The organism is Dietzia lutea, from assembly GCF_003096075.1.
GTDB classification, from domain to species: domain Bacteria; phylum Actinomycetota; class Actinomycetes; order Mycobacteriales; family Mycobacteriaceae; genus Dietzia; species Dietzia lutea.
In genome coordinates, this window is sequence record NZ_CP015449.1 from 2,962,718 (window position 1) to 2,986,072 (window position 23,355).

General features: G+C 70.9%; 23 protein-coding genes. 5 read left to right on the forward strand and 18 right to left on the reverse strand.

Going from position 1 to position 23,355, the window contains the following annotated elements; all coding sequences use genetic code 11:
- Positions 1 to 331: 331 nt before the first annotated feature.
- A complete protein-coding gene (gene yidC / locus A6035_RS13585; protein ID WP_108848225.1) occupies positions 332 to 1,387 on the reverse strand; it encodes a membrane protein insertase YidC in 1,056 nt (351 codons plus the stop codon).
- Between the two features lie 198 nt (positions 1,388 to 1,585).
- On the reverse strand, positions 1,586 to 2,671 hold the full coding sequence (locus A6035_RS13590) for a UDP-N-acetylmuramate dehydrogenase (RefSeq protein WP_108849290.1): 1,086 nt from the start codon (positions 2,669 to 2,671) through the stop codon (positions 1,586 to 1,588).
- A gap of 140 nt (positions 2,672 to 2,811) precedes the next feature.
- On the opposite strand from A6035_RS13590, the gene A6035_RS13595 reads away from it, so the two are divergent.
- The 4 genes from A6035_RS13595 to A6035_RS13610 all read left to right on the forward strand — a co-directional run bounded on the left by A6035_RS13595 (position 2,812) and on the right by A6035_RS13610 (position 5,882).
- Positions 2,812 to 3,312 (forward strand): DUF2505 domain-containing protein, encoded by a 501-nt coding sequence (locus A6035_RS13595; RefSeq protein WP_108848227.1) that lies wholly within the window; start codon positions 2,812 to 2,814, stop codon positions 3,310 to 3,312.
- 74 nt (positions 3,313 to 3,386) lie between these two features.
- Entirely contained in the window at positions 3,387 to 4,253 is an 867-nt protein-coding gene (locus A6035_RS13600; protein ID WP_108848229.1) for an LmeA family phospholipid-binding protein, read from the forward strand.
- A 58-nt stretch (positions 4,254 to 4,311) separates the two neighbouring features.
- On the forward strand, positions 4,312 to 4,848 hold the full coding sequence (locus tag A6035_RS13605) for a metallophosphoesterase family protein (RefSeq protein WP_108848231.1): 537 nt from the start codon (positions 4,312 to 4,314) through the stop codon (positions 4,846 to 4,848).
- 83 nt (positions 4,849 to 4,931) lie between these two features.
- Complete coding sequence (locus A6035_RS13610) at positions 4,932 to 5,882, forward strand: NADP-dependent oxidoreductase (RefSeq protein WP_108848233.1); 951 nt, start codon at positions 4,932 to 4,934, stop codon at positions 5,880 to 5,882.
- A gap of 22 nt (positions 5,883 to 5,904) precedes the next feature.
- On the opposite strand, the gene A6035_RS13615 is transcribed toward A6035_RS13610, so the two are convergent.
- The 7 genes from A6035_RS13615 to deoC form a co-directional block, all read right to left on the reverse strand.
- Positions 5,905 to 6,249 carry a cation:proton antiporter gene (locus A6035_RS13615; protein WP_159149586.1) on the reverse strand — a complete coding sequence of 115 codons (345 nt, stop codon included), beginning with the start codon at positions 6,247 to 6,249 and terminating at the stop codon, positions 5,905 to 5,907.
- Positions 6,249 to 6,500: a monovalent cation/H+ antiporter complex subunit F gene (locus A6035_RS13620; RefSeq protein WP_108848237.1), complete on the reverse strand. Its 252-nt coding sequence runs from the start codon at positions 6,498 to 6,500 to the stop codon at positions 6,249 to 6,251. The genes A6035_RS13615 and A6035_RS13620 overlap by 1 nt, the downstream gene beginning before the upstream one ends.
- A complete protein-coding gene (locus A6035_RS13625; protein WP_108848239.1) occupies positions 6,500 to 6,877 on the reverse strand; it encodes a Na+/H+ antiporter subunit E in 378 nt (125 codons plus the stop codon). The genes A6035_RS13620 and A6035_RS13625 overlap by 1 nt, the downstream gene beginning before the upstream one ends.
- A complete protein-coding gene (locus A6035_RS13630) occupies positions 6,874 to 8,364 on the reverse strand; it encodes a monovalent cation/H+ antiporter subunit D family protein (protein ID WP_108848241.1) in 1,491 nt (496 codons plus the stop codon). The genes A6035_RS13625 and A6035_RS13630 overlap by 4 nt, the downstream gene beginning before the upstream one ends.
- Complete coding sequence (locus A6035_RS13635; protein ID WP_108848243.1) at positions 8,361 to 8,804, reverse strand: sodium:proton antiporter; 444 nt, start codon at positions 8,802 to 8,804, stop codon at positions 8,361 to 8,363. The genes A6035_RS13630 and A6035_RS13635 overlap by 4 nt, the downstream gene beginning before the upstream one ends.
- Positions 8,805 to 8,807: 3 nt before the next feature.
- Positions 8,808 to 11,666 (reverse strand): hydrogen gas-evolving membrane-bound hydrogenase subunit E, encoded by a 2,859-nt coding sequence (gene mbhE, locus A6035_RS13640; protein ID WP_159149587.1) that lies wholly within the window; start codon positions 11,664 to 11,666, stop codon positions 8,808 to 8,810.
- A gap of 415 nt (positions 11,667 to 12,081) precedes the next feature.
- Entirely contained in the window at positions 12,082 to 12,780 is a 699-nt protein-coding gene (gene deoC, locus A6035_RS13645; RefSeq protein WP_108848247.1) for a deoxyribose-phosphate aldolase, read from the reverse strand.
- A 53-nt stretch (positions 12,781 to 12,833) separates the two neighbouring features.
- Here deoC and purU point away from each other — a divergent pair, with 53 nt between their 5' ends.
- A complete protein-coding gene (gene purU / locus A6035_RS13650) occupies positions 12,834 to 13,700 on the forward strand; it encodes a formyltetrahydrofolate deformylase (protein ID WP_108848249.1) in 867 nt (288 codons plus the stop codon).
- 25 nt (positions 13,701 to 13,725) lie between these two features.
- On the opposite strand, the gene A6035_RS13655 is transcribed toward purU, so the two are convergent.
- The 9 genes from A6035_RS13655 to aceA form a co-directional block, all read right to left on the reverse strand.
- The gene (locus A6035_RS13655; RefSeq protein ID WP_108848251.1) at positions 13,726 to 14,436 is read right to left on the reverse strand and encodes a MerR family transcriptional regulator; all 711 of its coding nucleotides are present in this window, start codon (positions 14,434 to 14,436) and stop codon (positions 13,726 to 13,728) included.
- Positions 14,433 to 14,714, reverse strand: coding sequence for a DUF2516 family protein (locus tag A6035_RS13660; protein WP_108848253.1), 282 nt, complete (start codon positions 14,712 to 14,714; stop codon positions 14,433 to 14,435). Before A6035_RS13660 ends, A6035_RS13655 begins: the two co-directional genes overlap by 4 nt.
- A 144-nt stretch (positions 14,715 to 14,858) precedes the next feature.
- Complete coding sequence (locus A6035_RS13665) at positions 14,859 to 16,106, reverse strand: hypothetical protein (protein WP_108848255.1); 1,248 nt, start codon at positions 16,104 to 16,106, stop codon at positions 14,859 to 14,861.
- Between the two features lie 81 nt (positions 16,107 to 16,187).
- The gene (locus tag A6035_RS13670) at positions 16,188 to 16,718 is read right to left on the reverse strand and encodes a helix-turn-helix domain-containing protein (RefSeq protein WP_235026721.1); all 531 of its coding nucleotides are present in this window, start codon (positions 16,716 to 16,718) and stop codon (positions 16,188 to 16,190) included.
- Between the two features lie 131 nt (positions 16,719 to 16,849).
- Complete coding sequence (locus A6035_RS13675; RefSeq protein WP_200836394.1) at positions 16,850 to 18,136, reverse strand: DUF445 domain-containing protein; 1,287 nt, start codon at positions 18,134 to 18,136, stop codon at positions 16,850 to 16,852.
- A gap of 11 nt (positions 18,137 to 18,147) precedes the next feature.
- On the reverse strand, positions 18,148 to 18,456 hold the full coding sequence (locus A6035_RS13680) for a hypothetical protein (protein WP_108848257.1): 309 nt from the start codon (positions 18,454 to 18,456) through the stop codon (positions 18,148 to 18,150).
- Between the two features lie 17 nt (positions 18,457 to 18,473).
- Positions 18,474 to 20,882, reverse strand: coding sequence for a 5-methyltetrahydropteroyltriglutamate--homocysteine S-methyltransferase (gene metE, locus A6035_RS13685; RefSeq protein WP_235026722.1), 2,409 nt, complete (start codon positions 20,880 to 20,882; stop codon positions 18,474 to 18,476).
- Between the two features lies 1 nt (position 20,883).
- A complete protein-coding gene (locus A6035_RS13690) occupies positions 20,884 to 21,804 on the reverse strand; it encodes a 3-hydroxybutyryl-CoA dehydrogenase (RefSeq protein WP_108848259.1) in 921 nt (306 codons plus the stop codon).
- 190 nt (positions 21,805 to 21,994) lie between these two features.
- On the reverse strand, positions 21,995 to 23,284 hold the full coding sequence (gene aceA, locus A6035_RS13695; protein ID WP_108848261.1) for an isocitrate lyase: 1,290 nt from the start codon (positions 23,282 to 23,284) through the stop codon (positions 21,995 to 21,997).
- Between the last annotated feature and the right edge of the window lie 71 nt (positions 23,285 to 23,355).

Genomic DNA, 23,355 nt, shown 5'->3' on the forward strand with positions numbered 1-23,355 from the left:
CCCTCGCGGCGCCGGTCTCTCGGGGTCGCGCCGTGCAGCTGCCGACGTACGCCGAGCAGAGTACGCCCGCGGGCCCGCGGCGGCAATGGTTCGGAGGCGTGTGCGTCGTGGAGCGGCCTCGGTCTCCCTCGCACCCGTCGTCGGCGCGGCTTCGGACCGGCTTCGGCGCGCTGCACTCGGCGTCGCCGGGGCTGGCGCCCTCGCCGTGGCGGATTCTGGTCGTAGCCATCTCGGATTCTCGGCGAAATCGCCTAGATGGTTACGTCCATTTCCGCGCTGAGTACATCCAATCGCGGGGCGCGCGGCGCGGGGTGGCTTGGCGCGGGCCGGACTACATGAAGGCGCTGGGGGGAAGGCCCTCGCGGCTGCTCATGGGCAGCTCCTTCTCCAGCTTCTCCATGAAGATGTGCGACTGCACGGCGGTCCAGATGTTGTTGGTGAGCCAGTACAGGCCGATCGCGATGGGGAAGTTGAAGAAGTACGCGCCCACGATCGGGAAGAACGGGAACAGGTACATCATGATCTTCATCGACTGGTTCATCGACTCGGTCATCTGCTCGGCCATGGACTGGAAGTCCTGGGGCTTGTCGCCCGGCTTCGCACCCGACGCGGCCGCGCCACCCGTGGTGGCGGGGGTGGGGGCGGCGGGCTTCTCGCCATCGACCTCGAGCACCTCGCCCTCGACGACCGGGCCGCCGGCGCGCTCCTCGGCGTCCACGCGGGCCAGCGCGGCCTGCTCGGCGGCCTTCGCGGCCTTCTGCCGGCGGAAGGAGTTCCACATGTTGATGAACGTGGCGATGCCGGCCAGCACGAACAGCGGCACGGCCAGCATGAGAATGTCCTCGCGCACCAGCCCCGGGTGCAGGGAGTCCATGACCTCCTGAGGCATGCGGATGTAGGACGCCAGCGGCACGCCGAACATCTCGGCGTTGAGGAACGACGACACCTGCTCGGGGCCGAACGCCCCGTTGGTCATCTGTGAGGCCTCTTCGATGGACTTTCCGGGAGGCGAGAAGTTGAGCAGCACGTAGTACAGGCCCAGGAACACGGGGATCTGCACGAGCAGCGGCAGGCAGCCGGCCAGGGGGTTCACCCCGGCGTCGGCGTACAGGGCCTGCATCTCCTTGGCCTGCTCCTGGCGGTCCTCGGGGGATTTGCGGTCCTTGTACTTGTTCTGCAGCTCCTTCATCTTGGGAGCGAGCTGCGCCATCTTGCGCATGGAGTACTGCTGGCGCCACATGGACCGCAGGAGCAGCAGGCGCACGGTCACCACCAGCAGGAGCACGGAGCCCACCCAGGCGACGCCCGAGTCGGGGTCCACCACGAAGCCCAGCGCCCAGTGCCAGAACTTCATGACGAGTGACACCGGATACGCGAACAGGTCCACGGGCGATTCTCCAGGGAAAACGGCGGCGCCGGGCGGGCGCACGGGGGCGTGACGAGCTTAGAAGGCCTGGGTCCAGCGTGCCAGGAACGACCGGTGGGGCGGGCGGCGGGGTGTCAGGTGCAGCCCCGCGGCGCGGGTGGCGCGCGGCGGGCGGTGGGTGTCGGGGCGCCGGGCGGCGGGTGGCGGGGCGCGGGCCGGTCAGATGTGGCAGCCCACCCACACGGGTTCGGGGTGCAGCTCCACGCCGAACGCCTCCCGCACGCCGTCGCGCACCTCGCGCGCCAGCGCGATGATGTCGTCGGAGGTCGCCGCGCCCCTGTTGGTCAGCGCGAGCGTGTGCTTGGTGGACAGGCGGGCAGGGGACGACGACGAGGGGTGTCCCTTGCCGAAACCGGCCCGCTCTATGAGCCAGCCCGCGGAGAGCTTGATCCCGCCGGGCGTGGAGAAGGCGGGCATCTGCTCCGCCGGCGCGGACCCGAGACGGGCGGCCACCCGGGACCGCACCGTGGGGAGTTCGTCCTCGCGTATCACCGGGTTGGTGAAGAAGGACCCCGCGGACCAGGTGTCCTCGTCGTCGTCGTCGAGCACCATCCCCTTGCCACACCGCAGCTCCAGCACGGTACGCCGCACGACGGACGGGTCGGTTCGCTCGCCCGGCGCCACGCCGAGGCGGCCGGCGAGCTCGGCGTACCGGATCGGCTCGCTGCGCCCCGCGGGGTCGAGCCGGAACTCCACCTCGAGCACCACGGCGCGGTCGGTGTTCTTGAGCACCGACGTGCGGTAGGCGAGCCCCAGGGCCTCCGGGGTGACCCACTCGTCGACGCCGGTCGCGCGGTCGTACCACCGCACGCGGTGCAGGATCTGGGCGACCTCCACGCCGTACGCGCCGACGTTCTGCACGGGTGTCGCGCCGACGGACCCGGGGATCCCGGACAGGCACTCCAGGCCGCCGCACCCGCGCCCGACGGTGTCGGCGACGAGGTCGTCCCACGCCAGGCCGGCGCCGGAGCGCACGACGAGGCGGTCATCGTCGGCGCCGGTGAGGTACTCGACCTCCCGGTTGCGCACGGCCACCACCACCAGGTCGAGGTCACCACCGGCGACCACGAGGTTGGACCCGCCGCCCAACACCAGCACCGGGATCTCGGCGGCGTCGAGGGCGCGCACGGCCGCGACCACCGCCTCCGCCGTCGCGCACTCGAGCAGGGCACGCGGGCGGCCGCCGATGCGCAGGGTCGTCAGGTCGGCCAGCCGGGCGCCGGTGGTCGCGGTGACGCCGGCGATGTGGGTCAGCTCGGCGACGACCGGGTCGGCGGGGTGCGGCGCGGAGGTTCCGGCGGACCGCTGCGCGGCCGGGTGCACGGGGTCGGACGGGGGCGGGTTCACACGCCCGAGGGTAACCGGCGCTTGTAGGGTCGGACCCCATGGCGACCCGCTTCTCCCACAACGCCCGCATCGACGCCCCCATCGAGACCGTGTACTCGGCCTACGGCAGCGAGGAGTACTGGCGCGAGCGACTCCTGGCGGTGGGGACCGACAAGGACAGCCTCGACGACTTCGCCTCCTCCGCCGACAGCATCCGCGTGACCATCACGCAGCACATCCCGGAAGAGGACATCCCCGACTCGGCCCGCAGGTTCCTGCCGGGCGAGCTGACCATCGTGCGCACCAGCACCTACTCGGGCTTCGACGGTCGGACGTTCACCGGGTCCGCGCGCGCCGAGGCGGCGGGCGGGCTCGGGCTCATCAGCGGCGACGCGACCGCCGTGGACCGGGACGGCGCCGCGGAGGAGTCGGTGTCCGGGCAGGTCAAGGTGTCGGTGCCGCTGCTCGGCGGCACGCTCGAGAAGATGGTGATCTCGCACCTGGACCGGCTGTTCGAGGCCGAGTACCGACACCTCAACCGCTGGGCCGCCGCCCGCTGACCCACCGTCGGTACGCACCTGCCCGGCGAGGTGGGTGCTGCACGCCGACGCCTTTTCGGTGACAATCGGAAGCGATGCAGCCGCCGAGAGACACCCAGCGACTTCCCGCCTTCGATCAGCCGGGCGTGCAGAACGCTCCCACCGAGCAGTTCGCCGCCCGGCCCGCCGACGCGGGCGCTCCCCCTCCGGGCGGGGGCGGGCCGGCCGGTGCCCGGGGCGGGAGTCGGACGGGCCGCCGGATCGTCATCGGCGCCGTGCTGCTCATCGTGCTGGTGGTGGCCGGCGCCGTGGGCCTGGAGTTCGGGATGCGCGGCGCCATCAAGGACAACCTCCGCGAGGAGATCACCACCACGCTCGGCTCCACGCCCGAGGTGGAGCTGGGACCCCAGCCGGTCCTGCTGTCGTACGTCACCGGCACGCTCGGCACGATCCGCATCACCACCGACGGGGCGCCCGCCGAGGGCGCGACCGGCCCGGTCCCGGCGATCGACATCACCGCCGAGGGCGTGCGGTCCGAGGGTGAGACCTCGCGCATCGACTCGCTCACCGGCACCGCGTTCGTGTCCGACGAGACCATGGCCGCGGCCGCGCAGTCCGAGGGCGCGGGCGGCGCCGGCGACAGCCTGCTGGGCGGGCTGATCCAGGTGCAGGACATCGTCTCCGACCCCGCCGCCGGCACCCTGCGCGTGTCGATCAGCGGGCTCGCCGAGGCGGTGGTGACCCCGCGACTCATCGACGGAAACCTCGAGATGGATCCTCAGCAGGCCTCGGTCCTCGGGTTCCAGCTGCCCTCGGAGATCCTGGGCGGAACCGTCTCGATGATGGACTCCGCGCTGGCCGACCTGCCCGAGGGGATCGAGCTCACCGGCGTCCGCGTGGTCGACGGCGGGATGACCGTGGACCTGGCCGGCCGCGACGTCGTGCTGGAGTCGACCCGCTAGGTGCGGTCCGCCGCGCGGCCCGCGGCTGACGCCCGCTCCCGCGCGGCAGACTGGGCCCATGCGCCTGCTCATCATCTCCGACACCCACGTCCCCACCCGCGCCCGCGACCTGCCGGCCCGCGTGTGGGACGAGGTCGACGCCGCGGACGTGGTGATCCACGCCGGCGACTGGATGGACGTCGCCCTCCTCGACGCACTCGAGGAACGCTCCGCGCGGCTCATCGCCTGCTGGGGCAACAACGACGGCCCCGAGCTGCGCGAGCGCCTGCCCGAGGTGGCCCGCGCGACGCTCGACGGCGTGCGCCTGGCCGTCACCCACGAGGCCGGCGCCTCCGCGGGACGGGACAGGCGCATGGCCAAGGCCTTCCCCGACACCGACGTCCTGGTCTTCGGGCACTCGCACATCCCGTGGGACACCACCGCGCCGCGTGTGTCCGGAAAGGGTTCGTCCGGTGAGGGCGCGTCCGGCGAGGGCGGTTTGCGGCTGCTCAACCCGGGCTCGCCCACCGACCGCCGGCGCCAGCCGCACCACACGTACATGACCGCCACCATCGCCGAGGGCGCGCTGGGCGACGTCGAGTTGCACACGCTGTAGCGACCGCGGCCCCTCGCCGTCAGGCCGAGCGGCGGGCGGGACGAGCCGGGCGGCGGACGCCGTGTTCTGCCACCCTGGAGACCATGACCAACGAAGCCACCATGCGTGCCGTGCAGCAGCAGACTCTCGGTGAGCCGGACGTCCTCGCCGTCGTCGACCTCCCCCGCCCCACGCCGCGGACCAACGAGGTCCTCATCCGCGTCGAGGCCGCCAGCGTCAACCCCACCGACTGGAAGCACCGCGCCACCGGCGGGTTCATCGGCGAGCCGCCGTTCGTCCTCGGCTGGGACCTCTCGGGAGTGGTCGAGGAGGTCGGGATCGGCGTCGCGCGGTTCTCCCCCGGCGACGAGGTGTTCGGCATGCTCTCGTACCCGTTCGGCCACGGCGCCCACGCCGAGTACGTCACCGCCCCCGCCGCCTGGTTCGCACCCAAGCCGGCCTCGCTCGACCACGTGCAGGCCGCCGCACTCCCGCTGGTGTCGCTCACCGCGTGGCAGGCGCTCGTCGAGAACGCCGATATCCAGCCGGGTCAGCGTGTGGTGATCCACGCGGCCGCCGGCGGCGTCGGGCACGTGGCCGTGCAGATCGCCAAGGCCCGCGGCGCTCACGTCATCGGCACCGCCAGCTCGGAGAAACACGACTTCCTGCGGGAGATCGGCGTGGACGAGCCGATCGACTACCGCGAGGTGGACATCGCGGAGGCCGTCTCGGACGTCGACGCCGTGCTCGACACCATCGGCGGCGACACCTCGCTGGCGTCGCTGCGCACGTTACGGCCCGGCGGGATCGTCGTGTCGATCCTGCCCGTCGGCTCGGACGACCTCTACCGCGAGGCCGAGCAGCTCGGGGTGCGGGCGGTCCGGATGCTGGTCGACGCCTCGCGCCACGACCTCGTCTCGATCACCGACCTCGTCGAGCAGGGATCGCTGCGGGCGACGACCTCGGAGGTCTTCCCGCTCGAACAGGCCGCCGAGGCGCACCGTCGGGGTGAGACGGGCCGCACCACAGGGAAGATGGTGCTCACCACCGCCTGACACGTCCGGCGGGCGGCCGCGCTCAGAAGTCCTCGACCGGATCGGCCCCGGGTCCCATCTCCCGCTGCTCCGACGCCGTCCGCACCGGGCTGTCCCGCAGGTGCAGAGCGCGCCCCGCGACAGAGCTGCCCACACTCGTCGTGATGAGTTGCAGGACGAGGGCCGCGAGGCCTTTGAGGATGTTGGCCGGGCTGGGCTGGAAGAAGATCGCCGAGAGAATGGCGCAGGCCAGCCCCGCCGTGGCCACCAACGTCACGATCGTGAGGAGTTCGTACGGCGAGTGCACCCGGAAGATCCCGATCGCGGAGGACAGGAAGATGATCAGCGCGGCGATCAGGAAGAGCCACGCGATCGCGTCGGTCACCATCACCGTCGCCCCCTCGTCTGCAGACGCGCCAGGCCGATCGTGAACAGGAAGCCGACCACGGAGGCGACCAGCAGAAGGTCGAACAGAACGCCGGTACGTAGCGCACTGCCCAGGGTCACGAGCAGCGCGATGAACGTCATGAAGCCGAACTCGAGAATCATCGCCTGCGAGCCGATGTCCCGGACGAGCAGGAGCCGCACGACAGCCAGCACCAGCACGATCGTCAGCACCACCAACACGGCCAGTTCCATTACTCCGTCACCTCCGGTGGTTCCTCGACACGAGCGGGTGATCCGATCGCCCGCAGGAACAGCGTCTCCAGCCGGGCCGCGTCCCGACGCACCGTGGCGGCGTCGGCGGCATCCAGCATGTACACCAGCATCCGTCGCGGCTCGGTCTCCACACCCACGCTGACCTGCCGCGGGGAGGACAGCGCGACCAGGCTCGCCAGCACGGCGACGGACCGATCCGTTCGACACCGCAGCGGTACCTCCACCAGGTACGGGGCGAACCGGTGCCGCGGGTTCACCAGGGCCGCCACCAACTTGACGGAGTCCGCCGTCAATCGCCACAGCACGAAACCGACGAGCACGAGCGTGTGCCACGTGCGGAAGAGAAGGCCCCTCATCGACCCGTCACCGCCCCGACGTACGCACCGGTGTCCACGAGCCCGCTCGCCGCTGTGCCACTCAGGGACAGCAGGAACTGCGCACCCAGGCCGAGGCCGATGGTCACCAGGGCGAGAGTCAGCCCCGGGGCCACCAGCGCACCGCTGATACGGGTCTCGACGCGCACCGGTTCGTTCTTCTCCCCCTCGGGCTCGTGCCGTTCCGAGCGCCAGAACATGCCGTTCCATATCTTCATCATGGACAGCAGGGTGAAGAGGCTGACCGCCACGGCGATGCCCGCGACCAGATACCGGTGCTCCTCCACGGCGGCGCTGACGATGAGGAACTTGGCCACGAACCCGGAGGACGGTGGCAGTCCGGCCAGCGACAACGCCGCCACGACGAAGGCGATAGCGGCCGCCGACTCTGTTCGGGCCAGACCGGTGACGAGCCGGATGTCGTCCGTTCCGTACCGGGTCTCGACCGCTCCGACGGTGAGGAACAGCGAGGTCTTCACCACGATGTTGTGGATCATGTAGAAGATCCCGGCGGCCAGCCCCAACTCGCCGAACAGAGCAACCCCGAGCAGGATGTACCCGATCTGGCTGACCATGTGGAAGGACAGGATCGAGCGCCCGCGGTTCTGCCCGAGGGCGGCGAGCACGCCGATCACCATGGTCGCCGTCATGACCACGAGGAGGAGCGTGAGAAAGCGCTCGTCGCCGTCGAACACCACGGCGTAGATCCGATAGATGGCGTAGATCGCGACCTTCGTGTGCAGTCCGGAGAACACCGCGGTGATCGCCGGAGAGGTGAACGGGTAGGTCTGCGCGAGCCACCCGTGCATCGGCACCACCGACGCCTTCAGCGACAGAGCCACCAGGATCACCCCGGCCCCGATCGCGACGTCCGGGGATTCTCGGGCAGCGCCGGCGAGGACGCCCAGATTCGTGGTTTCCGCAGATCCGTACACCAGCGCCACCCCGCACAGCAGCAGCATGGACGCGAGCAGGTTGGTGATCAGGAACAGTCGTCCGGCCGCTGGTTCGCGCTGTGGCTCGAACATCGCGAGCAGTGCGTACGAGGGCATGAGCATGACCTCGATGAAGACGAACAGGTTGAAGATGTCCCCCGTGAGGAGGGCGCCGTAGGTGCCGGCGGACAGGATCAGCAGGAACGGCGCGAACATGGGCCGCGCGCTCTCCCCCGAGGCGACCGCGAAGACGGCACACATCAGGATGACGAGCGCCGACGTGGTGATCATCAGGGAGCTGAACATGTCCGCGACCAGCGGGATGGCGATGCCCGCCGGCCACAAGCCGACCTCATGGACGATGACACCCTGCCGCGCCACCGCGGCGGTCAGTCCGATGCCGACCACCAGCATGAGCACCGAGGTGACCAGGAGCAGCCACGCCGACACGATGCGTCGGTCCCGGACGAGGACTCCGGTGACTCCGCTGAGCATCGGCGCGACGACGACCAGCGGGAGCAGGATGCCGGTCATTCGGAGCTCCGCTCGTCGTCAGGCCCGCCGTCGAGCTCGGTGCCGCTGTCGCTCGTGCCCTTGATCTCGGCCTCGGCCTCGTCCGCCTCCTGCGCGCGCGCCTCCTGCTTCCGATCGGAGGTGTCCGTCCGGTCGGCGTCGTCGACCGGATCGGCCCGCTGCCCGGCGACCACCAGGGCGAGCATGAAGATGGCCGTGGCCACCGCGATGACGATGGCGGTCAGCACGAAGGCCTGCGGCAGTGGATCGGCCGTCGCGGCCGGATCACCGATACCGACGATCGGAGTCAGGCGGTAGTCGGTGACCCCGGCGGCGATGAGGATCAGATTGAAGGCGTGGCTGAGGAGCAGGAAGCCGAAAACGATACGCACCATCTCGCGCTGGAGCATCAGATACAGGCCGCCGGCGGTCAGGACGCCGATCGCCAGGGACAGAGCCATCGCTCACCCACCTCTCTCGGTCGTCTGCTGTTCCCGGACGATCTCGTCGACCTGCTCGCCCGGGTCCGGGACCTCGGTGCCGGGATTCGGCATGCCCAGGTTGCGGAGCGAGGCGACCACTGTGCCCACCACCACGAGCACGATGCCGACCTCGAAGACGAGAACCGTGGACAGGGTGTAATCGAGCGCCTCGATTTTCGTGTGCAGCGGGTGGAGGAACGAGCCCCGGAGAAAGCCCAGGGCACCGGCAATGATCGGCAGCACCACGCCCGCGACGATCAGCAGCGGGTAGGCGATACGCAGACGCGCGTGCCGCGCCTCGGGAGCACTGAGGTAGACGAGCACCGCCCCCATCGAGGCCACCAGCCCGGCGGTGAACCCGTCGCCCGTCATGCTGTGCCCGCGGAGCAGCAGATAACCGGAGAGCAGGCCCAGCACCGGGCCGATGGCCAGCCCTACCACCCGCGGGATCAGCGTGTTGTCCTCGGCCTGGTCGGTCAGAGTGGCTTCGGCTTTGTAATCGGCCGGTCCGCTGTCGTCCAACGGCACCTCGTGGGCCGGGACGTGCTCCGGGCTCGCCTCCGCGGCGGGCGCGCCGCGGCGCGAGGTCACGACCGCGACCGCCAGGCCGGCGACGGCGAGGACCACCAACTCCCCGAGAGTGTCCAGCGCACGGAAGTCGACGAGGATGGTGCTGACCACGTTGGTGCCGCCGGTCTCCTGCTCGGAGTTTTCCAGGAACCACTCGCCGACGTCGGAGCGGTCCCGGCGTCCTGTCAGGAAGAACGCCGCCAGCGCGGCGATCACACCGCCCGCGACGGCGATGGCGCCGAGCCCGACCCGTCGCCGACGCGTGACGGGGGCGAAATCGCGCGGCATGCGGATCAGCGCCACCGCCGCGATGACGGTGGTGAGCACCTCGACCAGGATCTGAGCCAGCGCGAGCTGGGGCGCGCCGAGGACGAAGAACCACAGCGCGACGACGAGACCGGCGACGCCGATCAGACCGAGGACCGCCAGCCGGGCCCGGGCGAGGACGCTGCCGACGACGGTGACGACGACGAGTGCGAGCAATGTCCAGTCCCGCGGCTCCGAGGTGGCGACCCGCTCGGCCGCGTCCCACGGTAGCCAGGTCGCGACCACCGCGAGCGCCACCAGTACGACCACCGGGGCCGCCACATGCCGGGTGGGCTGGTAGCTGGACGTCCACCCTCCGACGGCTTTGCCCGCTCTGATCAGCCCGTGGTACGCGTCATCGAAGACGCCGCTGCCGGTCACCGGTGCCCGCCGCATCGCGAGCACGTGATGGACCGACCGCCGCAGCAGGATCAGCACCGCGCCGAGCGCGAGCGCCGCCACTGACATCCACAGCTCGGCGTTGAACCCGTGCCACAGCGCCAGCTCCGGGTCCTTCCGCTCCCCCGAGGTGTCGGCACCGATCTCCTCGAACAGCGGCGTCAACGAACTCACGCCCACCCCGAGCGCGAGCCCGCCTACGGCCAGCAGTACCGGCCCGGCCAGGAAGGCGGGGCCACCCTCGCGGGGTTCGTCCGTCGCCGACCGGACCGGCCCGTAGAAGGCCGCCGTGAACCGGAACGCGTAGGCGACGGTCAACGCACTGGTGAGGACGGCGACCCCACCGGTCAGGATGATCCACGGTGCGGGGAGCGAGGCGTGGGCGAACGCGGCGAAGATCTTCTCCTTGGAAACGAAGCCCATCAGCGGCGGGATGCCCGCCAACGAGGTCGCCCCGAGCACGGCGGCACCCGCGGTGACCGGCAACCGCCTGCCCATCCCGCGCACCTCGCTCAACGACTTGGCTCCCGCCTCGTGATCGACGATCCCCACCACCATGAACAGCGCCGCTTTGAACAGGGAGTGCGCGAGCGTGTGCACGGCCGCAGCGATGAGCGCCGACGGGCTGCCGACTCCGATCGCGGCGATGATCAACCCGAGCTGGCTGATCGTGGAGTAGGCGAGGAGTTCCTTCAGATCGTCGCGGGTCACGGCGATGACCGCGGCGTACAGTGCGGTGACGAGCCCGAATCCGATCAGAAGGATCTGCCACAACGGGTTCTCGGCGAACGCGGGGCTGAAGCGCAGCAGCAGGAAGACCCCGGCCTTGACCATCGTCGCCGCGTGGAGGTACGCACTGACCGGAGTACTGGCCTCCATCGCGTCCGGCAGCCAGAAATGGAACGGGAACTGCGCCGACTTGGTCACCGCCGCCGCGACGAGCAACAACGCCACGGCGGTTCCCGTCCCGCCGCTCGCCCAGGACGTGTCGGTGAGGATCGCCGTCAGGTCGGTCGTGCCGGTGGCGGACCACAGCACGGCCACCGCCGCCAGCAGGCACATCCCGCCGGCGGCCGTGACGATCACCGTTCGCATCGCGGGTCCTGCGGCCGAACTGCCCTCTCGCCCGATCAACAGGAATGAACAGATCGTGGTGAGTTCCCAGAACAGGTACAGCAGCAGGATGTCGTCGGCCAACACCACGCCCAACATGCCCAGGGCGAACAGCGTCATCACCGCATAGACGCCGCCCTGCCGCCCCTCCGGGAAGTAGCTGGTACCGTAGATCTTCACCAGGGCGCCGATCACCAGGACCATCAGCGAGAACATGAGCGCCAGACCGTCGAGGCGCAGCGCGAAGTCGACCCCGAGGTCCGGGATCCACTCCACGCGGAAGCTCACGGGTTCGCCCCGCACGATCGCCGGGCTCACCGCCAGCACCGCACCGGTCAGCGCGGTGAAGAGCGCGGCGACGGCCCAGCCCGCCGACCGGCCCCAGACACGGTCGAGGAACGGCAGCGCTGCGGTGGCGGCGGCCAGGAGGCCCAGCATGATCACGAGGAGCATCGGCATCTCCTCTGACCGGGGCGGACCGCAGGATCGACGGATGCGGCGTGGTTGGCCATAGTCGACGTCGTCATCCGGCTTTACCGGATCGGCCGCCGGAATCGCAGCACTGTGATGCCCGGAGTGAGGGCGTCGGTCGGGTGGCGATTCTGTCGGATCTCGTCATCACTCACTCCGTACGGGTCGGGGTCTGGCGGCCCGCATCGGTCCGTCGCCAGGGCATCTCGCTCGTTGCGGCCGAGGCTACGTAAGCGTGGGCCGGGCTACAACCACACGAGCGGACGCACCAGAGGCGCCCGCGGAGACGCTCCGCCCCGCATACGGAGGTCACGACAGGATCCGCACGTACTCCTCGTACCCCGGACCCGCCCGTCCCTCGCTTGCTCGAGCGGGAGAGCAGGCCGGCCGCCGGAAGCTACTCGGAGAAGCCCTCCAGCACCGCGCGGCTGCCGCTGAGGCCGAGCCGGGTGGCGCCGGCGGCGATCATCGCGCGGGCGGTGTCGGCGTCGCGGATCCCGCCGGACGCCTTGATGCCCAGCTTCCCGCCCACCGCGCGGTGCATCGCCTCGACCGCGCGCACGCTCGCGCCGCCGGCGGGGTGGAAGCCGGTGGAGGTCTTGACGAAGTCGGCGCCCGCGCGCGCGACGGCGTGGCACAGGGCCTCGATCCGCTCGTCCCCCGCCTCATCGCCCAGCGCCTTGTGGATGGCGGCGGTCTCGAGGATCACCTTGATCACCACCGGCGGCGGCACGGCATCCCGCATCGCCAGCACGTCGGCCATCACCTCGTCGACGAGGCCCGCGATGGCGGCGCCCACATCGATCACCATGTCCACCTCACGGGCGCCCTGGTCCACCGCGAGCCGGCCCTCCATGGCCTTGACCAGCGAGTGGTGCTTGCCGGACGGGAAACCCGCGACCGTGGCGACGATCTGCTGGTCGGGCCGCACCGGCAGCATCGCCGGGCTCACGCACACGGCCTTGACGCCCAGCTCGCGGGCCTCGTCGAGGCAGGCCTGTACGTCCTCGCGGGACGCGTCGGGGGAGAGCAGGGTGTGGTCGATCATCGAGGCGACGCGGGCGCGGGTGAGCTGAGCGGTCGGAGTGGCGTCCATGCAGGCCAGCCTAGCGGGAGCGGCCGATGCCCCTGGTGGCACAATGGACACCCATGTCACGACGCTTCGTCCTCACGCTGGGCTGCCCCGACCGCATCGGTATCGTCGCCCGGATCGCCACCTTTCTCGCCGAACTGGGCGGGACCATCATGGAGGCGGCGTACCACGCGGACGAGGACACCGGCTGGTTCTTTACCCGCCAGTCCGTCGACGCCGAATCGATCGGCATGGAGATCGACGAACTCCGCCGTCGCTTCGAGCGGGTGGCCGGCGAGCTGGGACCGGAGGCCGACTGGCAGATCTCCGACTCGTCCGAGCCGAAGGACGTCGTCATCCTCGTGTCCAAGGAGGGCCACTGCCTCCACGACCTGCTGGGACGGGTCGAGGGCGGTGACTACCCCGCCCGCATCCGCGCGGTGGTCGGCAACCACGACACCCTGCGGGGAATGGCCGAGGCGCACGGAGTGCCGTTCCACCACGTGCCGTTCCCGGCCGACCCCGCCGAGCGGGGCCCGGCGTTCGAGCAGGTCGCGGGACTCATCGACGACATCGACCCGCACGCGATCGTCCTGGCCCGTTTCATGCAGGTCCTGCCGGACGACCTGTGCACACGGTGGGCCGGCCGAGCGATCAACATCCACCACAGCTTCCTGCCCAGCTTCGTCGGCGCCCGCCCGTACCACCAGGCGCACGTGCGGGGTGTGAAGCTCATCGGCGCGACGTGCCACTACGTGACGGCCGACCTCGACGAGGGGCCGATCATCGAGCAGGACGTCATCCGGGTGGACCACACGGCGACGGTGAAGGACATGGTGCGGCAGGGCCGCGACGCGGAGAAGCTGGTGCTGGCCCGCGGCCTGCGCTGGCACCTGGAGGACCGGGTCCTGGTGCACGGTGCCCGGACCGTCGTGTTCACCTAGGCCGACCGATCGGGGCTCGTGTCGCTCAGCTCCTGGGGAAGCCGTGCCTGTCGGCGAGAAGCGTCTGGGCGGCGGACAGGAAGATGAGTCGGGCGGCCGCGCCGGCGCGCGGCAGGATGCCGGTCACCCGCCTGACGATGGTCGACTGGTCCATCCCGGCGTCCCTCATGGTCTGCACGAGCACATCGATCGCCTCGGCCGCGGTGCTCTGCCCGCCCATGAACTGGTGGCCGATCTTGTCGATCCCCTCCTGGCCGACCCCGAGCACGATCAGCTCGCGGAACAGCTCCAGCATGTAGCGGTCGGCGAAGAAGTGGTCCGCCGCGGCCGAATCGCTGACCAGGCCGATCGACTCGCCCCGGTCGAGCAGGTGCTCCGGTAGTTCGAACCCGGCGACCGCGTCCACTCCCCCTCGCGGCAGGCGCCGGCGTCCGCCGTTGGAGCGGCGTGTGGGCCGGACGGCTTCCAGCTCGAGCAATTCCGTGAGCGTGAAGCCGTGCCGCTCGGCGATGAACAGCTCCTCGATGGTGGCGAAGGTGTAGCCGCGGTCGAGGAGACGTAGGATCTGCGCGAGCCGCCGCTTGTGGTCCGGCCCGTAGAAGGCGGTGCGTCCGCGGCGAACGGGCGGGGGCAGCAGACCGCGCTCCTGGTAGACGCGGATGTTGCGCACGGTGGTGCCGGAGTCCTCGGCCAGTTCCTCGATCCGCTGCAGCGGCCCGGCCTCCGGCGTCTTCACCTGCGTCGACCGCCGACCGCGGGACGCACGTCGGCGAAGAACACGCCCACGGCGACCATCGCGATGATGCCGAGGAAGCCGAGCGGCCGGATGGCGAAGAGCAGGGCGGCGACGGCACAGATGGCGATCCAGGCCGGCTTCGGCCACTTCCCCTCGACGGAGTAGGCCGAGGCGGGCGGCAGCGCGGCCAGCACGAGCCCGACCAGCGCCCACACGACGAGCGCGCCCTGGATGATGAGCTGGACAGTTCCCCACGTGCCGGTAAGCGTGTCAATCACGGGTCCCAGTGTAGTGGCCGGGTCGGACACGACCACGTGGCGATGTTCACGCCCATCCGAACGAGCGACGCCCCGGCCGACTCCCGAGGGAGCGGGCCGGGGCGGGCGATGACTATCGCGACCGGGCGCGTGTGCCTATCGGCGTCAGGGGCGATCGGTGCCGGCGGGCGGCAACGGCGTGTCCGCGGTGGTCAGCGCCGGGTCGTTGTCGGCGAGCTCGACCGGCGAGGGCGCGTCCGAGTCCGAGCTGGCCGGCTTCGAGTCGCTCGGCTTGGTGCCGGTGGGCTTGGCCGCCGACGACTTGGTGGCGGTGGACTTGCCGCCGGTGGACTTGGTCGCCGTCGACTTGCTCGCGGTGGACTTGCTCGCGGTGGTCTTGGCCGCCGCCTTCGCGGCCGCGGACTCATCGGCCGTCGGCTTGGCGGCCACCGGCTTGTCGGTGGTCGAGGCGGTGGTGGCCGCCGTGGTGGTCGTGCTCTTGGCCGGGGCCTTCTTGGCGGGCGCCTTCTTCGCCGCCGCCTTCTTGGCCGGGGCCTTCTTGGCGGGCGCCTTCTTGGCGGGCGCCGTCTTGGCCGGGGTCGTGCGGGCCTCGACCTCGGCGGTGCTGCGGGCGACCTCGGCGGAGACCGTGGAGGCGGCCTCGTCGACACGGTCGGCGGCCTTGTCGGCGGTCTGATCGACCCGATCCGCCGCCTCGTCGACGCGCTCGGCGGCCGTGTCGGCGGCGTCGCCGGCGGACTCGGCGGCCTGGCGGGCGGCCTTGGAGACGCGGCCGGCGGCCTTCACACCGATCGTCCGGGTCTGGCGTGCGACCGTGCCGAGGGCCTCCTCGCCCAGCTCTCGCTGCTCCTCGACCGCGTCGGCGGCGCGGGCGACCTGCTCGTTGACGCGGGCGAGCCCGGCCTCGAGCTGCGGGTTCTCCTCGCGGAGCCGGCTCACGACGTCCTCGCCCCGGGCGGCGAGCCCGCCGTAGATCCCGGCGGCCACCTGCACGTAGGCGTCGGCGACCTTGCGCAGCTCGTCGGGGCGGAAGCGGTTGACCAGCTCCTCGACCTCCGCGGGCAGCGACTGGACGCGGTCGGGCACCTCGCTGACGCGCTCCTGGGCGCCGGTCACGCGTTCGGTGATGCGGTTCTGCACGTCGGAGACGCGCTCGGTGACCTTGGACTGGGCGTCGGAGACGGCGTCCTCGGCGCGACGGCGCAGGTCGTTCACGAGCCCGGAGACCGCCTGGATCGCGAGGTCGTTGGCCCCGACGTAGGCGTAGACCGGGGTCCGGACGGCGGCGATCGCCTGGCCGAGCGGGCCGCCGACGGCGGGTTCCCGGGAGGCGCCGGCGGGGGTCTCCGCGGGCCTGGATGTGGACTTCTTGCCGGTCGTCTTCTTGCTCATGTCGACTCCTCGTTCGTGTCGTGCGGTGTTCTCATCTGCGGTGTCACGTGGCCCGGCGGGCCGCCGTCGGCAGACCCCGGGTCAGGGGACGTCGACGACCTGGTCGGCTGCGGTCGCATTGTTCGCCAGGAACGACTCGTAGATCTCCACGAGCACCTCCCTCTGTCGCTCTGTGAGGTCCGGGGCGGTGAGGATCGCGTCCCTCACCGGGCTCCCCTGCTTGAGTTCGAGGATCCCGGCGCGGGCGTAGAGCACCTCCGCGGACAGCCTCAGACCTCGGGCGATCTGGCCCAGTACCTCGGCGGACGGCTTGCGCAGCCCGCGTTCGATCTGGCTCAGATACGGGTTGGAGACGCCGGCACGCTCCGCGAGCTGCCGGATGGACACCTGGGCGGCCTCCCGCTGGGCGCGGATGAACGACCCGATGTCCTGCGAGTCGGAGGAACGCCGGTCGCCGTCGACGAGTGCGGTGACATCCGTGTGACGCGGCACCTCACCCGTCGGCTTGTTCCGGCGTGCGAGGGTGGCTGCTGTCGGCTCGTCGGCCGATCCGCCGGATCCCGTGACGTCGTGCGCGGGTCCGCCGCGGTCAGCACCATCGTGTGCGGCCATGGAGTCACCTCCCTCCGCCGTTGCGGCCAAGCCGTTCGTCTCTCCTCGGCTGCCCCCAACGCTAGCAACGCGTGCTAACTCCAGCAAGCGCTATGTGTACGACGAATTCGTGGGGTGGGTCACACGGAAGGTCAGAAGAGCAGCTCGGTGGCGGCGTGGATCGCGAGCCCGGCGAGGGCCCCCACGACCGTGCCGTTGATGCGGATGAACTGCAGGTCCTTGCCGGCGAGCAGCTCGATCTTGTCGGAGGCCTCGTCGGCGTCCCAGCGTTCGACGGTGTCGGAGATGATCGAGGTGACCTCGCCGGCGTAGTTCTCGGCGACGAAGCGCGCCGTGCGGGTCATGTAGTCGTCGAGGCGGGAGCGCATCCGCTCGTCCCCCACGAGCATCCCGGCCAGGCGGCGCAGGAGGTCGTCGATCTTGACCCGCAGCGTGGAGGAGGTGTCCTCGGTGGCCTCGACGATCATCCGCTTGGCGGCCGACCACGCCGACCCGGCGGCGCGGCGCACCTCCTCGCGGTTCATGACCTCGTGCTTGAACGACTCGAGCTTGGCCATGGTGGACGGGTCGTGCTGCAGGTCGCGGGCGAAGTCCTCGACGAACCCGATCAGTGCCAGGCGCACGGCGTGCTGCTTGTCGACCTTGATCTGCCACGTCCACTCGCGCAGTTCACGGTAGGCGCGGTCGGAGAGCAGTTCGTTGACGAACTGCGGGGCCCAGGTGGGGGCCTTCTCGCGGACCCAGCGGTCGATCGTCTCCGGGTGGGCCTCGACCCATTCGTGGGCCCGGTCGGCCATGAGGTCGAGCAGCGGCAGGTGGCGGCCCTCGTCGAGGAGTTCGGCGAGGATGCGTCCGGCGGGCGGGCCCCACTCGGGCTCGGCGATCCGGGCCACGATGGTGCGTTCGATGATCGCGACGGCGTCGTCGTCGCGCAGCACCGCCAGGACCGAGCGGATGGCCTTGGCGGCCTGGTCGGAGGCCAGTGCGCGGTTGTCGGGCTCGGCGAGCCACTCGCCGGCGCGCTCGGGGATGCGGGCGCCGCGGACCTTCTCGCTCACCATCTCGGGGTCGAGGAAGTTCTCCCCCACGAACCCGCCGAGCGAGGTGCCCAGCTGGTCCTTCTTGCGGCGGATGAGCGCGGTGTGCGGGATGGGGATGCCCAGGGGGTGGCGGAACAGGGCGGTGACGGCGAACCAGTCGGCCAGGCCGCCGATCATCCCGGCCTCGGCGGCGGCGCGCACGTATCCCACCCAGGAGGGAGCGCCGTTGTGCAGCGCGTATTCGGCGACGAGGTAGATCACCCCGGCCACGACGAGGAACCCCGTCGCGACCAGTTTCATGCGACGGAGGGCGGACCTCCGCTCGGCGTCGGTCGCCGGGTCACCCGCCTTGAGCGCGGGTCCCCCGGCGGCGACCACCGGGTCGAGCGTCAGTGTGAGTCCTCGCGGCCGTACTTGCGGAAGCCGTGCATGCAGACGAGCAGTCCGATGAGGAACACGACGGTGGTGGCCACGACCGCGGCGACCGCCATGCCGAGCGAGACGCCGGCGTCCTGCGTGTAGTAGCCGATGGCGGTGATGGGCAGACCCAGCATGCTCATGCTCAGCAGGATGATGGCGGCACCGGCGTAGATCTCGGTCGAGTACAGCGGGTAGGTGGGGGCGACCTTCGTCGCGTAGTCCGGGTAGTACTCTTCGACGATGGCGGCACCAGTGTGCTCGAGCGTCTGATCGGCCATGATGTCGTCCTCTTTCGTCAACTACCGATCCCGGGCGCGTGTCCCGGGACTTGCTCTGCCCCGATCTTATTAGATCCCGGCCCCTGCCGGGCAACCGCCCGTCGGATCCGACGGGCCGCGGTGACCAGGTTCCGCAGGCTGGGCTCCAGCTGCCACGTGTAGCGGCTCTTGAGCCCGCCGTCGGGCACCGCCCACAGCCTCTCCACCCCCACGGCGTCCACCGCGCGCAGCAGCCGTTCGTGCAGCAGGTCGATGTCCGGCACGAACCCGGACCGCGACTCGTATACGCCGGGCGCGACCTGCCGGGTCAGGGTGTGGTCGGTCAGGGCGTCCAGCACCCACTCGATCGAGCGGGTGGCCACGATGTTGGTGACGTCGGCGTCGAGCTCCTCGATCGCCTCGGTCATCACCTGCAGCGACGAGTACGTCATGTGGGTGTGGATCTGCGTGTCGGGCCGCGCGCCGGCGGAGGCCAGGCGGAAGGTGTCCACCGCCCAGTCGAGGTAGGCGCGTCGGTCGGCACCGCGCCGCGGCAGCAGTTCGCGGATGGCCGGCTCGTCGATCTGGATGATGGCCGTGCCGGCCGCCTCGAGATCGGCCACCTCGTCGCGCACCGCCAGCGCGAGCTGCGTGGCGACCTCGGGCAGCGCGAGGTCGGTGCGGCAGAACGACCGCGCGAGCATCGTCACCGGCCCGGTGATCATCCCCTTGACCGGCCGGTCCGTGAGCGACTGCGCGTAGCCCGTCCACTCGGCGGTCATCGGCGCGGGCCGCGCCACGTCCCCGTAGAGGATGGGCGGCCGCACGCAGCGCGAGCCGTACGACTGCACCCAGCCGTTGCGGGTGGCGGCGAACCCGTCGAGCAGCTCGGCGAAGTACTGCACCATGTCGTTCCGCTCGACCTCGCCGTGGACCAGCACGTCGAGCCCGATGTCCTCCTGCAGCCGGATCACCGAGGCGATCTCCGCCCGCAGGTAGTCGCAGTACCGGGCGTAGTCGATCCGCCCCTCGGCCAGGTCGCGGCGGGCCCGCCGGATCTGCACGGTCTGCGGGAACGAGCCGAGGGTGGCGGTCGGGAGCGTCGGCAGACCCAGTCTGCCGGCCTGCCGGGGGGCCCGCTCGGCGTACGGGACGCGGACCTTGTCGTCGTCGTCCACCCGCGCGGTCCTCGCGCGCACGTCCTCGCGGCGCGCACTGGGCAGCACGGGCAGCGGACGCCAGCGCGGCGTGGGGCCGTCCTCCAGCGCGTGCGCCAGCGACACCACCTCGGCGACCTTCTGTTCGGCGAAGGCCAGCGACTCCACGAGCTCGGCCGGCAGGTCGGTCTCGGCGTGCACGTCGTACGGCACGTGCAGCAGTGTGCACGAGGTCGACACCACCACGTCGGCGAACACGGCCCGCAGCTCGCGCAGGTAGTCGAGCGTGGCGAACTTGTCGGTGCGCCAGACGTTCTGGCCGTCCACCACACCGGCGTAGAGGCGCTTGGCGGCCAGTCCCGGCACGGCGGCGAGCTCGGCAGCCGTCCGCCGCCCGTGGACCAAGTCCAGGCCGATCGCCTCGACGCCCGTGGCCGCGAGCGCGGGCAGCGCGTCCCCGAGGTCGCCGTACTCGCCGGTGACGAGGATCCGCGGCCTCGCCGGTACCGCGGCGAGCCTGTCGTAGGCCCCGCGCAGCCGGTCGATCTCGGCGGGCGTGCGCTCCATCGTCATGCACGGCTCGTCGAACTGCACGCACGTTACGCCCGCCTCCTCGAGCACGCCGAGCAGCGCCTCGTACTGCTCGAGCATCCGGTCGAGCAGGTCGAGCGGCGTGAACCCCGGTGCGGCGTCGGGCGAGGCCTTGCCGAGCAGCAGGAGCGAGACCGGGCCGGTGATGACGGGCCGGATCTCCAGCCCCACTTCGCGCGCGCGGGCGATCTCGGCGAGCAGCTCGCCCGGCCGAAGCCCCAGCTCGGAGGCCTCGTCGAACTCGGGCTGGCGGTACAGGTAGGAGGTGCCCTGCAGCGGGACCAGTTCGAGCGGGGGGACGTCGGCGCGGCCGCGGGCCAGGGCGAAGACCGTGTCGACGGGCGTGAGGTCGCGGGTGAGGTCGCGGAAGCGGGCGGGGATCGCGCCGACGAGCAGGGCGTCGTCGAGGATGTGATCGTAGAAGCTGAAGGTGTTGCCGGGGATCTGCGTGAGGCCCTTGGCGCCCAGGTCGTGCCACGTTGCCTCTCGGAGGCGGCGGCCGGTGGCGAGCAGCTCGGCGCGGGTGTCGTCGCCGTGCCAGTACCGCTCGAGCGCGCGTTTGAGCTCGCGGCGCGGCCCGATGCGTGGGTAACCCAGGACCGACGAGGCGCGCGTGGGTTCCAGGTGCGGCGGCGGGGTCACCGCCGAGGGTGACGGGGGCGACGGCGCGGCCGACGGGGGCGACGACGACGAGGTCATCTCAGCGCGCGGCGCGGGCCATCGCCCGGGGCGCGGGATAGCTGTGGAACCCCTGGCCCGTCTTCCGACCCAGCCGACCCGACTCGACCATGCTCACGAGCAGCGGTGGCGGCGAGTACAGCGGCTCACCGAATTCGGCGTGCATCGCCTCGGCGATCAGCTTGACCGTGTCGAGCCCCACGTGGTCGGCCAGGGCGAGCGGCCCCATGGGGTGGGCGCAGCCGAGGACCATGGCCCGGTCGATGTCCTCGGCGGTGGCGTGGCCGGACGCCGCCATCCGGATGGCGGAGAGCAGATACGGCACGAGCAGCGCGTTGACCACGGCGCCGGCGTGGTCGGCGGAGTGCACGACCTGCTTGCCGAGGACCTGTTCGGCGAACGCCTCGGCGCGGTCGCGGACGGCGGTGCCGGTCTCGGGGGTGCTCACCAGCTCGACCAGCGGGAGCACGGGGACGGGGTTGAAGAAGTGCATGCCGAGCACGCGTTCGGGGCGGGCGGTGCACCCGCCGAGGGCGCTGACGGGGATGGCTGAGGTGTTGGTGGCCAGCACGGCCCCCGGGTCGGTGATGACCTCGTCGAGCTGCCGGAACACGGCGGACTTGGCGGCCTCGTCCTCGACGACCGCCTCGATCACGAGTTGGCGGTCGCAGAAATCGCCCAGGTCGGTGGTGAAGCGCAGCCGCAGGGCGGCCTGTTCGCGTTCGCGTTCGGTGATCTTGCCCGAGGACACCCCGCGGTCGAGGGACTGCAGGATCCGCGAGCGGCCGATGGTGGTGAGCTCGCGGGTGGGCTCCCACACGAGGACGTCCACGTGGGCGCGGGCGCAGACCTCGGCGATGCCCGAGCCCATCTGCCCGGCCCCCACCACGCCGACGCGGGTGATCCGTCCCGCGTCCGTCGCGGCGTCGCGGCTGCTGCTCATGGTGTCCTGGGTCCTTCGGGAGGAGGGTCGTCAAGGGGCGCGCCGGGCCGTCCGCCGGTCCGCGGCGGGGCGAGCGGAGAGACGACCGGGGGCCGGGCCGCCTCGTCGAGACGGCCCGGCCCCCGGTTGTCACCTCATGTCGGGCGAGCCGACCTTCGATCAGATCGAGTCACCGGCCAGGTCCACTATCTCAGTGGAACTGGCCCTCCTCGGTGGAGCCCTTCAGCGCCGCGGTGGACGTGTTGGGGTCGACCGTGGTGGCGATGAGGTCGAAGTAGCCGGCGCCGACCTCGCGCTGGTGCTTGACCGCGGTGAAGCCCCGCTCCTCGGCGGCCTTGAACTCGCGCTGCTGCAGGTCGACGAAGGCCGTCATCTGGTTGCGGGCGTAGCCGTAGGCCAGGTCGAACATGCCGTAGTTGAGCGAGTGGAAGCCGGCCAGGGTGATGAACTGGAACTTGAAGCCCATCGCGCCGAGCTCCTTCTGGAACTTGGCGATGGTGTCGTCGTCCAGGTTCGCCTTCCAGTTGAAGGAGGGCGAGCAGTTGTAGGCCAGGAGCTGGTCCGGGAACTCGGACTTGACGCCCTCGGCGAACTTCTTGGCGTACTCGAGATCCGGGGTGCCGGTCTCCATCCAGATCATGTCGGCGAACGGGGCGTAGGCCTTGGCGCGCTCGATGCAGGGCTCGATGCCGTTCTTGACGTGGTAGAAGCCCTCGGCGGTGCGCTCACCGGTGATGAACGGACGGTCGCGCTCGTCGACGTCCGAGGTGATCAGGGTGGCGGCCTCGGCATCGGTGCGGGCGATGATGACCGACGGGACGTTCGCGACGTCCGACGCCAGGCGGGCCGAGGTCAGGGTGCGGATGTGCTGGTTGGTGGGGATCAGCACCTTGCCACCGAGGTGGCCGCACTTCTTCTCGGAGGCCAGCTGGTCCTCCCAGTGCACGCCGGCGGCGCCGGCCGCGATCATGGCCTTCTGCAGCTCGTAGGCGTTCAGGGCGCCGCCGAAGCCGGCCTCGGCGTCCGCGACGATCGGGGCGAGCCAGTTCTCGACCGAGGTGTCACCCTCGATGCGGGCGATCTCGTCGGCGCGCAGTAGGGCGTTGTTGATTCGACGGACGACGGTCGGGACCGAGTTGGCCGGGTACAGCGACTGGTCCGGGTAGGTGTGGCCCGAGAGGTTGGCGTCGCCGGCGACCTGCCAGCCGGAGAGGTAGACGGCCTCGAGTCCCGCGCGGATCTGCTGCACGGCCTGGTTGCCGGTCAGCGCGCCGAGGGAGTTGACGAAGTCCTTGGTGTTGACCTTCTCCCAGAGGATCTCCGCACCACGACGGGCGAGGGTGTGGTCCTCGACCACGGTGCCCTGGAGCTCGGCGACCTGCTCCGCGGTGTAGTTGCGGGTGACGCCCTTCCAGCGGGGATTGGTGTCCCAGTCCTTCTGGATCTCTTCAGCGGTACGTGCCTTGCCGACGTTCGACATCGCGACTCTTTCCTACTCGGGGGGCGGGCCGTGATTCGCAGTCTTGCGAGCCGCTGGCCCCGTACTGCCCA